The following is a 14,032-nucleotide window of genomic DNA, read 5'->3' on the forward strand; positions in this document are numbered from 1 at the left end:
AATATATTTAATAGTTTGAATTTATGATATATTAATTATTAATTAATATTTTTTTAAGAAAATGTTTAATCTACTATTAAAACAATATGAAAAATGTTGATATTATAATTTAAAATGGGGCTTATAGTTATGTTAAATGATATGGTGTTAAATATATCTGATTTTGGTCCAATTGATGAAGCTAATATTAAAATTGGTAGAATTAATGTTGTGGCTGGAAAAAACGGTACTGGAAAGTCCACATTTAGTAAAATTTTGTATTGTTTTTTAAATGCTGCATCTGATGAAGGTGTAAAATTAGCAAATAAAAGTATAAGGGATAAACTTTCAGAATTTATTTTTCACTGGTCTAATAAAGTATCTGAAGAATATCATGATGAAGAATCTAAATTAAAAAAAATTCAATTTGAACTTAGTAATCATGATTTGGAAACTTCCCTTGAAAAAGAGTATGATGAGCTTTTTAAATTAGCGTCTAATTTTGATGAAAATTTTAATAATCAATACTCTGAAAATTTAAAAGAAATAGGTGAAGTGATAAATTTCAATAAAAATAAAACCCGAAGATATATTCAGATTAGTAATGTTTTATTTGCTTTTGAATTTGATTTTTGTTATACTGGTGCTAAAATTAAATTTTATGGAACTTGTGATGAAAAAAATTTTGAAAATACTTTAACTTTTAATAATGATGGAATTGAAGGAAATGTGTCCGGTAAAATTTTGGACAATATTAGTTTTTCAAAAGTTATTTATATAGATTCTCCATCTATTTTTGAAATTAATTATAATAATGTCCAAAACAACAATGCGTATCACTTAAATGAATTATATAGAAAATTGCTTCCTAATGAAGATATTGATGTTTATGATAATGTTTATAATAAAGATTTAATTGATTTTAATAATAAATTAAATGGATTATTAAATGGTAGATTTAAATTTGATTATAATAAAAATGAGTTTGTTTTTATTTCTGATAAAAGTGAATATTTAATTAAAAACACTGCATCAGGATTAAAACAGTTAGGTATTATTCAATTATTATTGGAAAATAGGGGATTGACTAAAAATAGTTTTTTAATAATTGATGAACCAGAAGTTAATTTACATCCTGAATGGCAAATAAAATTTGCCGAAATTTTAATTTTATTAGTTAAAAAGTTGAATATTTCATTGTATATTAATACTCATAGTCCTTTTTTAGCAGAAGCTATTGAAGTATATTCTAAGTATTATTCTCTTGATGATGAGGTTAATTTTTATTTAACTGAAGAAAGTGGTAAAAATAAATGTAAATTCAAGAGAATACCTCTTTATGATGCTGTTGAAATTTATGATAATTTAGGTAATCCTTTTGATGAAATTGAAAAAATAAGACTTAAAACAGAGTTAAAAGAAGATATGGGGTAGTTTTAATGGTTTTCACTAATCAGGATTTTATTGATATGTTAAATTTCTTCAAAGATAAAAATTGTTTTTCTAAAAACGCTAAAGAATCATTTGAATCTATAACTGAAATTTCTAAATCAGAAAGTGGGAAAAGTTTAATTAAAAGTAATCATTGTTTGTATAACTTAGATAATATTGCTTATAATTTATCTTTAAATAGTCAAGGAAATCCTAATTCTATTCCAGCATCTGTTGATGCTTTGTTTTATTTCAATAATAATAATTTTACATTATATTTAATTGAATTTAAAGGAGTTCCCATAAATTCTTTAGATTATAAAGAAATTCTTAAATTAATTAAAATGGATTTGGAAAAAGATAAATGTGTAAATTTTAGAGAAAACTGTCCGATATCTAATAATTTAATGTTAAATTTAACTAGAACCTATGAAAGGTACGAAGATGAAATTTTTTGCAGTTTAAAAATTAAACCAATTGAATCTCTTTTTGTAGTGCTTCCTAAATTATATAAAAAATATTGTGATGAATTGGATAAAAATTATTATGAAACAATTTCAGGATTTATGGATTGGCTATTAAAGGTTAACAAAAAACTTTATGTTGTATTTTTAGATGATAAAAACAAGTCTAAGATTTATAAAAAAAATATTTCTAATAAAATTGATTCTAAGTATAAATATTTAAAAAGTTTTGTTAATTTGGAGCATAAATGTTATAATCAAAAAACATTTGAAGATGTGTTTGTTTCAATGTTGTGTTCTGAAAATTAAATTAGGATTTTTTTATAGTCAAATAAACAAAATTGATATTATATGTAGTGCAACCATTTGGTAAAATAGTATGATATATGAATATTGTTTTATTTTAGGAATATTAATGTTAAATCCGACAAAATTTTTATTTAACAGCTTAAATTAATAGTTTAATACATATATTTTTTAATTAATTTCTTTTTAATAAATCGGGCAAAAAGTCAGTGAATTCCTAGAATTTTAAAGATAGGAATAACGTTATATTATTTATACATAGTAGAATATGTAAGAAAATTTCTTTGGATGATTTAGTTAATAAAAATATTATTAAAGCACACCCACAATCTATTCAAAGGTTGGCACATGAAAAATATTTAAAATTAAAAGAAGAGATGTTAAAATGAATTTAATTATTTCAATTAAACCCCAGTTTGTTAGTAAAATAATTTCTAAAGAAAAAAAATACGAATTTAGAAAGAATATTCCTAAAAAACCTGTTGAAAAAATTTTTATTTATTCTACTGTTCCTGATAAAGAGATTGTGGGATATTTTGAATGTGATAAAGTTATTGAGGATACTCCGAATAATTTATGGAATAATTTTTCAAAAGATGCAGGGATTTCTAAACAAAATTTTTTTGAATATTTTTTGGAAAAAGAAAAGGGATTTGCAATGGAAATTTCTAAGTTAACTCTTTTTAATGATCCTATAGATGTTGATGATATTTGCGGTTTTGTTGCTCCTCAGTCATTTAAATATGTGGATTATGATTTTTAAAAGATTTTCAATAAGGAAAATTGGAATGGGAGAATAGCTATTAGGCTATTCTTTTTAATTAGCTTTTACGACATGGTAATCTCTTAACAGGCCTTCGTATTATTTGCAAGCTATTTTTGTTTTGAAAATAGATTTTTTTGTTGTGAGTATATGCTAGATATCTTGAAGGATAATAATCATGGAAATCTATTTTCAATTAATCTTATTGTTTTTGTACCTTATAAATGTTTTCCTATTTTGTGTAATTTTCTTCTTAAAATGTGTATTTATAGTGAAGCAAATTAGCTTGCATAAAACAAAAAGAATTTGGATTTTCTTTAAAAAGCAGTTTAAATTTAAAATGGGAAATTAATATTTTCCCATATAAGTTCCTATTTTGTAATTTCCATTTGAATCTGTGCCGGCATAGGTATAATACCCGTCTCCACCTAAAACATATTTTTCTCCAGCAGATGTTTCAATTAATCTGTCTTCCAGATCATCACCTAAAATTTTATAATTTCCGAAGGTTGGTGAATATTCAGGATAATCATCGGATACATCTTCAACAGCACTGTCGGATTCTGCAGGATCATTTTCATATAAATGGAATTCTGTAGTGGATATTGAAAGAGTATCATTAATAATATAAGCTGCAAACAGTGCAGATACTATAATTGCAATTCCGCAGATTATTAAAACAGTACGGTCTTTCATAAAATCACCCCTTAAACTCCAGGCCATTTAAATAGCTTTGTGCTTGTGAATTACTTTCATTAACACTTATCTGAACTACTTTACTGTTTACAGGAACGAAATAATCTTTCTGATTGCTGCCATCACAGGTATATGAAACAATAATTGCCTTTTTGTTTTTAAATGAACCCATCTGGACACTGATGTTGCTGCAGCCGTCAAGCTGGTAATCTGCTGTTGTGCCCGTAATCGTGCTTTCATCATTGTATAGCTGATTAAACCTTTCTTCTGAATCAGGACTTATTGCAATAAATATGACATTACTTTGGTTTTCATCACTTAAAGACAATGAACCGAAGGAATCATCATAGTAACCTCCATCAATAGGTGTTGTAATTTTTAACTCATCACATTCAAATGTTTGAGGATAGTTATCTGCAAAAAACAGTGATCCCCAAATAAGCAAAATACAAATTATAGCAGACAGAATTATAATTATTTTAGTATTTTTTTCCATAGATTTGTTTTGTTTACTATTATAAATCAACTTTTTGTTTAAGCTAATAATAATTATATATTATTATTTTCAAAGGCATTAATAATGTTAAATGTAAGTTTTGCATGTGATGATAATTATTCACCATACTTGGCTATTTGTCTTGTTTCACTATTAAAAAATAATATTGGTGATTTTGATGAAATAGAAATTTTTGTATTGGACAGCGGAATCAAAAAAATCAATAAGGAAAAAATAAGGAAAATAGCTCATGATTATGGTGCTGATATTTCATTTATCCATGTTGCAGATATTGAGGAAAAATATAATCTGACTTTAAATAAAATGAGTGTTAAAGGGGATTTTTCACTGGCTACCTATTCCAGATTATTTATAGCCAGTCTCCTTCCTGAAACTGTAGATAAAGTAATATATCTTGATTGTGATGCTTTGGTTTTAGGTTCATTTAAGGAAATCTGGGAGCTGGATTTAAATAATTATCTGGCAGCTGGAGTTTTGGCGCTGAACTGTACTGCTGAGGTTAAAAAAGCCATAGACTTAAATGAAGACGATTCCTACATTAATGCTGGAATGCTTTTAATCAACCTTAAGCGATGGAGACAGGAAAATGTTGAAAATCAGTTTTTAGAAAAGCTTGTTGAGTTTAACTTAAGAGGCAAACACTTTGGAATGGATCAGGGAGTAATCAACAATGTTTTATCCAAAAATCTCTTTGTTTTAAACCCAAAATATAATCTTGAAGGCAGCCTACACAATACTAACTATGACATTACCTTCAAATTAAACGGAAATATACAAAAGAATTACTATTCAAGGGAAGTTCTGGATGATGCAATTGAAAACCCTGTATTTCAGCATTTCTGTGTAGGAAACGGTGAAATATTTAACAGACCATGGTTAAATATGCATCATGAAGACAATAAATTATATAGAAAGTATTTTGAGTTAGCTGACTTTGAATTTGACGAAGTATTTGACTATCACCATGTAGCACTTATAAAAAGATTCAACAGATTTTTAGCCAGAAACAAATTAACTTCCTTTCTGATTTGCAAAGTGATTCCGGATAAATTAGCTAAAAAGATAGTTGGAAATAAAATGGAAGTTGACAATCTGACAGATATTGAGAGATGGTAAAAATGACTAAAAGAATCTGTACAGTTGATACAGTATACTCTCTGTTTTTGTATTTTTTAATAAATGGAGTTTCCGATGATGATTTGTTTATATTTTCATCAGGAGTTCCTGAAGATGTTAGAAAAAATATTAATCATGTTTATTTTCCATCTTCCCGTTTTAAATTCTGTGCTGATGATAATTTAATTAAATTTGCAGTTATGAATTTGGGAGTGTGTTTCAGACAGCTTTACGGCATTCTGAAACTTAGGTTGTTGATGCTGTTTGTTGGAGATGATGTTGAGATATACGGTCATGGGCATACGCAGTTTTCTTATATGTTTTATGAATATGAAAATGCATACCTTATAGAAGACGGTCTTGCTAATTACAGAAAACTGGAAAGTAACTTTATTTCAAACAGGCTTCTTAACTTTTTGGGATTGTATATTAAAGGATCCAAATCAGGATACGGAACACATGAAAACATTAAAAAGGTTTATCTGACTTATGAAGGTTTTTGTGATGTATCATCTAAAGCAGAAATAATTGATTTAAATGCATTGTGGGAGAATCTGTCTTTGGAAGATCATTTAAAGATTTTAAAAATTTTCAATTTCAGTAATCTGGAAAATATTGATGTATTATTGATTACACAGGCATTTAGTGAAGACAATTTAATGGATTTAAATGAGGAAATGAGGATATATTCTGAAATTGTTGAAAAATATCCCAATATTATAATAAAGCCACATCCTCGGGAAGTTAAAGATTATTCTAAAATTTTTCCAGACAATACTGTTTTGGATAAGCATTTTCCGGTAGAGCTGCGGGTGCTGATGGGAATTAAAATAGAAAAAACAGTTACAATCTCTTCAACAGCAGTTCTTCACTTTCCAGCTAGTGAAATAGAAACCTACTGGGGAGATATAAATTCCGGTTATGTTAAAAAATCCCGTGAGGCTTTGGAATGTTTGATTAAAGGTTTGAAAGATTAAAGGTGAGTTTATGGATTTAAGTAAAAAAGTGATTGTTGTAGTTTGTTTGATTATAGCTGTTTTATGCGGAGGAATTATTGCAGCTACATTATTCAGTGAACCTGAAAGTATTGATGAGGTAAATATTACAAATAATAACACAACTGAAGCTGACAGGGAAGTTGCTGAAAGCAGTGTTGATGTCAAAACAGAAAAATCATACGGATACTGTGCAGTTTGTGGAAAAGCTCTTTCAGTTAGTGAAGCTAATGATGAGTACACTCAGGGAAAAGTATGTCACAGCTGTGCAAATAACCCTCCCGGAGGACCTGATTATGCCAATCAGAAACTAAAAGAGGCATATCCTGATGAATATTATTGGTTGGAAACAGGTTATGAGGATAGCTATATGGAGTAGCTATTTATACTTATAATTAATTTACAGATTTAATTAAAAAGTATTTATATCCAGTTTCAGTGAAATTTTTCAATTCATCAAATATTTCACCAGTTTCAATAGTTATATTTCCATCAATTCCGTTTATAAAGTCTAAAAATTCATCATCAGTTCTGTAAATTGCATTATAATCAGCTTCCAGATTTTCAGAAAAGAAATCCTTTAAAGTAAGTCTGGTTTCTAAAAATGAAAGAGTTTCTCTTATGTAAATTGTTTTATTGGAAGCACATAAGCTATTTAAATCTTTAATCATTTTTTTAATAGTATCATCATTAAAATAGATTAATACTCCAGTAATTATAACAATATCAAAAGGAGCATTAACTAGTAAATCTGCAGTATCTAGTTGGGAAGCGGATAAAACCTGGAAATGGCAGTTATCATAATTATAATTTTCCTTAGCTATTTCAATTAGATCTTCAGAATAATCAATACCTAAATAACTGTCGCACTTGTCATGGAAAACTTCAGCCCATCTGCCAATTCCGCAGCCGATTTCTAAAATTTTTTTATTTTCAAAATCAATTTTATTTAATAGTAATTCACTTTCTTCTTTGTGACGTTTTTCAACATTTTCTTTGTCTGAAAATTCAGTTTTAACAAGCAGTGCTTCTTCGTCTTTTTTAGCCCGATTATTGAAAAATTTTTTAATTTTTTCAGAGTCTATTTCTTCAATGTTTCCATAAATTCTACTCATGTTGACCACTTAATATTGAATTAGTTCAAATACTTTAAATATTTTTAGTTTATCAGCTTTAAAAATTAAAGTTTAAATATACATTTTTTAAAATTTTGATATTAATAAATTATTTATATTTATATTGACATAGTGTTAATTTAATTAGTGTGTTTTTCAATAAACATTGGATTGATTTTTATGGATTTTGAAAAAATTTATGCAAAGCTGCCGGATTTTATTAAATATAATAATTATATTTTAGATTTCTTTTTAAAGATTCCTAAAAAGTTACAAAATTTAAATAAAAAATCTAATCAGTTAAATTCACAAAATCAGTTATTGGATTTATTGTTTACTAGTTGTGATATAAGAATAAAAGGTAATTTAAGAAATGTTCAGTTATTGTATATTGAATTGCTTCGTTTTGTAGATAATGTATGTAAAAAGCATAATATTGATTATTGGCTTGAAGGAGGTACATTAATTGGCGCAGTTCGCCATGGTGGTTTTATTCCATGGGATGATGACATAGATTTGTCTATTATGAGAAAAGACTATGAAAAACTAATTAAAATTCTTCCAGAAGAAATTTCTAAATATGAATACTTCAAAGAAAATTGTGGTTTGTCTTTACTTATTGAAAATCAAAAGAACTATTTTGAAGGATTTAGAAGTGTTTATGATGTTGATGATGAAAATGGTTTTTTAGATGATAATAAATTTTCATTTTTACAAATTGCATGGCTAAAACCTTATGTTAAGATTGATCTATTTCCGAAAGATTACCTTTTAGAAGAAAAGTTGGAATCTTTTAAAAAGGATTATGTGTCAACTAAATATAAGTTTAATCAGGATGTTAAAAATGGTAAAAAAGTTTTTTGGAACGAATTTAATGTAGTAAAAAAAGAATTAGGATTAGTTAATACTAAGACAAAGTATTTTGCAGATTCAATTGATGTTTTACAGTTAACTTCTGATTTGATTTATGAAACTGATAAGATATTTCCATTGAAAACAATAAAATTTGAAGGATATGAATTTAAATGTCCTAAAGATATTAAACATACCTTGGAAGTTCAATTTGGTAAGAATTTCATGCATATTCCAAAGATTATTGAAAATCATAGTTTAGTTCCATTTATAGAACATCAATTTAGTTCATTTGAGGAAATGGATAAATCATTTTCAAAATCTATTAGTTATTTAAAAGAAATTAATGATAATTTTGATTTTGAATAAATGAGGTTATTTTGAGATTTATTAATAATGTTAATTTAATATTTAATAGGTGATATTGTGTTGAATTTTGCTTTAGGTCCGGTTATGAGTAGTGATTTAGTTTTAAAAGTTGGAAGTGAACAAACTCCTTATTTTAGAACTCCTGAATTTTCTAAAATCACTCTTGAGAATGAAAAATTGATGAAAGAAATGCTTTTTGCAGATGAAGATTCCAAAGTCATATTTTTAACGGGATCTGGAACTTCTGGTATGGAAGCTACTGTGATGAATGTTTTTACAGAAAATGATAAAGTATTAGTAGTCAATGGTGGAGGATTTGGTCAAAGATTTGTGGATTTATGTAAACTCCATAATATTGACTGTGATGATATTAAAATAGATTTTGGATCATGTCTTACTTCTCAAATGTTGGAAAAGTATGATAATAAAGGTTATACTGCATTTATGGTTAATATTTGTGAAACAAGTTCCGGAGTTCATTATGATATTGATTTAATAAGTGATTTCTGTAAAAGAAATAATCTATTTTTAGTTGTCGATGCAGTTAGTTCTTTTTTAGCTGATTATATTAATATGAGCGAGCACGGAGTGGATGTCGTAATAACAGGTTCTCAAAAAGCATTGGCATGCCCTCCAGGAATTGCTATTATAACTTTATCTGGACGTGCTGTAGATAGGGTGAACAATAATTCATGTAAATCAATGTATTTTGATTTAAAAGATATGTTGTTAAATGCTAAGAGAGGTCAAACACCATATACTCCAGCTATTACTATTTTGTTACAGATTAATGCAAGATTGAATCAAATTAAAAATGATGGTGGAGTTAAAGTTGAAATTGAGCGAACTACAAATTTAGCTAATGATTTTAGAAATAAAATTAAAGAATTTCCATTTGAAGTTAGATGTAAATGCTTATCTAATGCAGTTACTACTGTTCACTCTAAAGAAATTCTTGATGTAAATCTTGTTGAAATATTAAAAAATGAATATGATATATGGGTTAGTACAGCAAGGGATGATTTATCAAAAGACATGATTTTTAGAGTTGGACATATGGGTGATTTATCTACTGAAGATAATGATACTTTGATTGATGCACTTAGAGATATTCAAAAAAGAGGATTATTCTAATGATTAAAGTTATAACCTATGGTACATATGATTTATTTCATTATGGTCATCAGAGATTACTGGAAAGGGCAAAAGCACTTGGAGACTATTTAATTGTAGGGGTTACTGCTGATGACTTTGATAAAAACAGGGGAAAAATCAATGTACAGCAGTCATTAATGGAAAGAATAGAATCAGTAAGGGCAACAGGACTGGCTGATGAAATTATTATAGAAGAATATGAAGGTCAAAAAATAGATGACATCAAAAGATATGATATTGATATTTTCACTGTAGGATCTGATTGGGTTGGCGAATTTGATTATCTTAATGAATATTGTGATGTTGTTTATTTGGAGAGAACTGAAGGAGTTTCAAGTACAGATATAAGATCAAAAGATAGACAGGTTACATTAGGTTTAGTTGGTGAAGGATTAGTTTTAAACAAATTTTACAATGAAAGCCAGTATGTCAATGGATTAACTGTTGAGGGAATATGTTCGGATGATGAAAATCAACTTAAAGACTTTGAGGATGATTTAATTTTAACTCGGGATTTTGATGAATTGATAGATAATGTTGAAGCAATATTTATTGTATCTCATCCATCAAAACATTACAAACAAGCAAAAAAGGCACTTGAAAATGGAGTCCATGTTTTATGTGAATCACCAATTGCTCTTAAAGAAGAGGAGCTCTGTGAATTATTCAAACTGGCTAAAAAGAATAATTTGATTTTAATGGATTCAATTAAAACAGCATATTCAACTGCTTATAACAGATTGTTGTTACTTGCTAAAAAAGGAAAAATTGGAGATGTAATATCAGTTGATGCAACCTGTACCAGTTTAGCAGATAGGTCTGGTGATGACTGGAACAGTATAACTGCATGGGGTCCAACAGCTTTATTGCCGGTTTTCCAATTGCTTGGAACTGACTATAAAAATAAAAACATTAATTCTCTTTTGTTAGACAGTGCAGAGAATTTTGATTTATTTACAAAAATAGATTTCACATATCAAAATGCAGTAGCTTCTATAAAAGTTGGAAAAGGAGTTAAATCTGAAGGGGAATTAATAATATCTGGAACAAAAGGATATATTTATGTTCCTGCTCCATGGTGGAAAACAGACTATTTTGAAGTACGTTTTGAAAATCAAAATGAAAATAAGAAATATTTCTACCAGTTAGATGGTGAAGGAATAAGATATGAACTTGTAGCATTTATAAAATCAATTGAATTAAATAAAACAGGTTCATATATTGATATTAATATTTCTAAGGAAATATCTTCAGTAATGGAAGCTTTTGATAATAATAAATTTAATAATTTATGATGGAATTATTTGTAAGGTCCAAAATCGACAGTATTATAAATATGATTGTATCTATCCTCTTTTGGAGGTATTTCCATATAATTATCTCCGTATATTATTTTTAGGTATTTATCATAATCATTTGGGATGTTAACTTCAACATCTTCAAATTTGACTTTTTTTGGAGGGTGGAATATATTTTTTGGAATTGAAACTAATTCATAGGTTGTACTTAAGTTACAAACATTTTCGCAATTTTCATTCCGGTATTTTTCTATAAAATTATTGTTGATTTTTATAATTTTTGTAAAATTTATTCTAAGAATTTTGAAAATAATTTTTAATATTTTCCCCAGTCTTTCTTTGTTTTTGGAGATGTATGCTTCACTATTTGTTATTTCATAACTCCAAATTAATTTCCTTATTAATGTTTGTTTTATTGAAAATATTTTTTTTCTTAATCCGTCATTGGGAATGTTATCCAATACAAAAATATCTAAGCATATTCCTAATGTGAAATCAGTATTCATGTCGTAATATGCTTCTGTTTTTGTTCCTTTTAAATTCCATTGGGAATGGAGCCTACAATAACATTTTTTATTTTTTGAACTTAATAATTCATATTTATCTTGAGGTAATTTTTCTAATATTTCTATTAATCGTTCGTATTCATCTCGGAATAGTATAATATCTATATCATCATCCCATGGAATGAATCCTTGATGTCTTACAGCACCGAGTGCACTGCCTCCATCAAGAAAATATTCTATCTGATTTTCATCACAAACTTTGATGAAATCTTTTAACATCATCAAATAAACATCTTGTAAATGTTTTAAAGTTTTAGGATCATATTCATTGAATTTCTTAGGTAGTTTTATTATAGTCATTTTACACCTTTTAATTACAATTCATTCCAAATCTTATTAAACTCGATTTTAGGATTTTTATTTTCAATTACTGTATGGTAAACAAAGTCAACAGTTGGACTGTGAATATTATGTTCATCACATATTTTTTTAAACACTTTGGATGTGTTTTTACCTTCAAAAAGCACTCCTGTTGCCTGTTCATCAATTACTATATTTTGTCCAGCTAGAACTCCTAATGTATGATTTCTACTAACTGGGAATAATGATGCAGTAATAATATCTCCAAATCCACAGTATTGATCCACAGTATCTCTTTTTCCACCTAATTTTTCAATAATGTCTTTAGCTTCAAGGAAACTTTTAGTGAAAAATGCTAATTTTGCATTGTAATTAATGTCCATTCCTTCTAAAATCCCCTGTGAAATAGCTATTATGTTTTTAATAATTCCACAAAATTCAGTACCTATAATATCATCATTATAATCTACTTTCATATTGCTTCCATCAAAAACAGATTTAACTAACTCAAAATCGCCTTTTCCTGCAATGGAAGTAGCTGCTGGAAAATTATTCATAATCTCCTTTGCAATATTAGGACCGGACAGTACATAAGTTGCATTATCAACATATTCATTGATAATCTGGCTCATTGTTTTATGGCTGGATAATTCAATACCTTTTATGGTTGTTATAATTGCACAGTCTGGAGATATTATTTTAGCTAATTTTTCCATCATTTCACGAATGACTGATGATGGAATGGCTAGTATAATAACATCACAATTATGTAATTTTTCTAAATCATCAATTCCGGTTATATTTTCATTTAATTGAAAATTAGGATAATATTTGCTATTTGTATGTTCCTTATTGATTTCATTTATTAATTCTGGGTTCCTGCCCCATAATAAAATGTTATCATTGTTTTTTGAAATGGATTGTGCTAAAGCAGTTCCAAGTGCACCAGCACTAATAATCCCAACTTTAGGTTTCATATACTTTCATTTGATTTTTTTTAGTATAATATCTTTTTGTAAAAGTCGGGAAATATTGTTCAATAATATTATTGTTCATTTTTTTTTTAAAACAAAACAAGCTTTTTTAGACGTTTTCAATTTTTAGTTGATAAAGTATAGAAATCTTCAAATAAATAAAAAACTCATTATCCATTAGCTAATCCATAAAATAAGAATAAGTGGACGGGGCTACACAACCTATCATTTTTACAAAACCCCGTCCAACATAGAAAAGGTGGAGAAATTTCCTACACAATTATCCACCTAATCAATACAAAGCTTTTATAAAATATTTTTTTGAAGCAGTTCAGAATTTAACTTCAATTGTATATATTTTACTATTACTTAATATATTTTACCTTTTTATTTTCATAAAATCCTTTAATATGCAATACATTATAAAAAATCAGTAAATTATTCCAGGTGATTTTACATAATTTAATATGATTGAAATAAATTAGATGTAATTAAAAAGCATTGTCTGTTGTTAGTATGTGTTGTCTTGGTTTGTTACTTAAATTATAGTATTTTCATCACTTATTTTATTCTTATTTTAATATTTTATCTTTAAATCAATTTTTCGGTTAGTTATTAGAAAGAATTATATGATGATTTGGTTTAAATTATTAAATAAGTGTTACTTAAGTTGTGAGGCAGATAATATGGGGAATATAAAAAATTTAAAAATAGAAAATTTCGGATCTATAAAACAGGCAAATATTGATATATCTCCATTAACTATTTTTATTGGCCCTAATAGTTCTGGTAAATCATTCATTGCTCATATTATCCAATGTTTCAACAGTCGTTTTGATAATTATGGGGATATGTTTAATGAGGCTTTAAATTCAACGAAATATTTTGATAAAAGAGCTGAGGAATTATTTTCTAAATTTTCTAATCAAATAAGCAAATATATTAAGGATAATCCTTCTTTATCTTCAGATCCTCTCAAAATTCCTGTTTCAGAATTAAAATATTTAATTGAAAATGGGATTTTAAAATATTTTTCAGAATTATTCGGGGATAAAATTAAAAAGCAATTTGATGTTAAAAACTTAGATGAGTTAATTCAATTTAAAAAAATTACTTTAAAATTGAAATAAATGATG

15 protein-coding genes are annotated in these 14,032 nt (G+C 27.0%); 10 read left to right on the forward strand and 5 right to left on the reverse strand.

The window, feature by feature from the left end:
- Positions 1-129 precede the first annotated feature (129 nt).
- The 3 genes from K4897_RS08425 to K4897_RS08435 all read left to right on the forward strand — a co-directional run bounded on the left by K4897_RS08425 (position 130) and on the right by K4897_RS08435 (position 2,943).
- Complete coding sequence (locus K4897_RS08425; protein ID WP_250416036.1) at positions 130-1,413, forward strand: AAA family ATPase; 1,284 nt, start codon at positions 130-132, stop codon at positions 1,411-1,413.
- Between the two features lie 5 nt (positions 1,414-1,418).
- Complete coding sequence (locus K4897_RS08430; protein WP_250416037.1) at positions 1,419-2,183, forward strand: hypothetical protein; 765 nt, start codon at positions 1,419-1,421, stop codon at positions 2,181-2,183.
- A 382-nt stretch (positions 2,184-2,565) separates the two neighbouring features.
- Positions 2,566-2,943, forward strand: a complete 378-nt coding sequence (locus K4897_RS08435; protein ID WP_250416039.1) for a hypothetical protein — start codon at positions 2,566-2,568, stop codon at positions 2,941-2,943.
- 348 nt (positions 2,944-3,291) lie between these two features.
- Here the strand turns inward: K4897_RS08435 and K4897_RS08440 are convergent, their stop codons facing one another.
- Together K4897_RS08440 and K4897_RS08445 are read right to left on the reverse strand one after the other, a co-directional pair.
- Positions 3,292-3,639, reverse strand: a complete 348-nt coding sequence (locus K4897_RS08440) for a hypothetical protein (protein ID WP_019265351.1) — start codon at positions 3,637-3,639, stop codon at positions 3,292-3,294.
- A 4-nt stretch (positions 3,640-3,643) separates the two neighbouring features.
- Positions 3,644-4,135 (reverse strand): hypothetical protein, encoded by a 492-nt coding sequence (locus K4897_RS08445; protein WP_250416041.1) that lies wholly within the window; start codon positions 4,133-4,135, stop codon positions 3,644-3,646.
- A gap of 84 nt (positions 4,136-4,219) precedes the next feature.
- Here K4897_RS08445 and K4897_RS08450 point away from each other — a divergent pair, with 84 nt between their 5' ends.
- Genes K4897_RS08450 through K4897_RS08460 form a run of 3 tightly spaced genes read left to right on the forward strand, consistent with a single transcriptional unit; the run spans position 4,220 to position 6,646 of the window.
- Positions 4,220-5,272: a glycosyltransferase family 8 protein gene (locus K4897_RS08450; RefSeq protein WP_250416043.1), complete on the forward strand. Its 1,053-nt coding sequence runs from the start codon at positions 4,220-4,222 to the stop codon at positions 5,270-5,272.
- 2 nt (positions 5,273-5,274) lie between these two features.
- Positions 5,275-6,249 (forward strand): glycosyltransferase family 52, encoded by a 975-nt coding sequence (locus tag K4897_RS08455; RefSeq protein ID WP_250416045.1) that lies wholly within the window; start codon positions 5,275-5,277, stop codon positions 6,247-6,249.
- 10 nt (positions 6,250-6,259) lie between these two features.
- Positions 6,260-6,646: a hypothetical protein gene (locus tag K4897_RS08460; protein ID WP_250416046.1), complete on the forward strand. Its 387-nt coding sequence runs from the start codon at positions 6,260-6,262 to the stop codon at positions 6,644-6,646.
- 16 nt (positions 6,647-6,662) lie between these two features.
- On the opposite strand, the gene K4897_RS08465 is transcribed toward K4897_RS08460, so the two are convergent.
- Positions 6,663-7,382, reverse strand: coding sequence for a bifunctional 2-polyprenyl-6-hydroxyphenol methylase/3-demethylubiquinol 3-O-methyltransferase UbiG (locus tag K4897_RS08465; RefSeq protein WP_250416048.1), 720 nt, complete (start codon positions 7,380-7,382; stop codon positions 6,663-6,665).
- Between the two features lie 180 nt (positions 7,383-7,562).
- Here K4897_RS08465 and K4897_RS08470 point away from each other — a divergent pair, with 180 nt between their 5' ends.
- The 3 genes from K4897_RS08470 to K4897_RS08480 are packed head-to-tail and all read left to right on the forward strand — an operon-like array spanning position 7,563 to position 11,053.
- On the forward strand, positions 7,563-8,603 hold the full coding sequence (locus tag K4897_RS08470) for a phosphorylcholine transferase LicD (protein WP_019265751.1): 1,041 nt from the start codon (positions 7,563-7,565) through the stop codon (positions 8,601-8,603).
- Positions 8,604-8,660: 57 nt separating this feature from the next.
- Positions 8,661-9,737, forward strand: a complete 1,077-nt coding sequence (locus tag K4897_RS08475; RefSeq protein ID WP_019267004.1) for an alanine--glyoxylate aminotransferase family protein — start codon at positions 8,661-8,663, stop codon at positions 9,735-9,737.
- Entirely contained in the window at positions 9,737-11,053 is a 1,317-nt protein-coding gene (locus tag K4897_RS08480) for a Gfo/Idh/MocA family oxidoreductase (protein WP_250416050.1), read from the forward strand. Before K4897_RS08475 ends, K4897_RS08480 begins: the two co-directional genes overlap by 1 nt.
- Before the next feature lie 5 nt (positions 11,054-11,058).
- Here the strand turns inward: K4897_RS08480 and K4897_RS08485 are convergent, their stop codons facing one another.
- Positions 11,059-11,922, reverse strand: coding sequence for a phosphorylcholine transferase LicD (locus K4897_RS08485; protein WP_250416052.1), 864 nt, complete (start codon positions 11,920-11,922; stop codon positions 11,059-11,061).
- Between the two features lie 14 nt (positions 11,923-11,936).
- The gene (locus K4897_RS08490) at positions 11,937-12,899 is read right to left on the reverse strand and encodes an NAD(P)H-dependent glycerol-3-phosphate dehydrogenase (protein WP_019265360.1); all 963 of its coding nucleotides are present in this window, start codon (positions 12,897-12,899) and stop codon (positions 11,937-11,939) included.
- 683 nt (positions 12,900-13,582) lie between these two features.
- Here K4897_RS08490 and K4897_RS08495 point away from each other — a divergent pair.
- The gene (locus K4897_RS08495) at positions 13,583-14,026 is read left to right on the forward strand and encodes an AAA family ATPase (protein WP_019267279.1); all 444 of its coding nucleotides are present in this window, start codon (positions 13,583-13,585) and stop codon (positions 14,024-14,026) included.
- The last annotated feature ends 6 nt before the right edge of the window (positions 14,027-14,032 follow it).

It is taken from the genome of Methanobrevibacter sp. TLL-48-HuF1 (assembly GCF_023617305.1).
Classification (GTDB): domain Archaea; phylum Methanobacteriota; class Methanobacteria; order Methanobacteriales; family Methanobacteriaceae; genus Methanocatella; species Methanocatella intestini.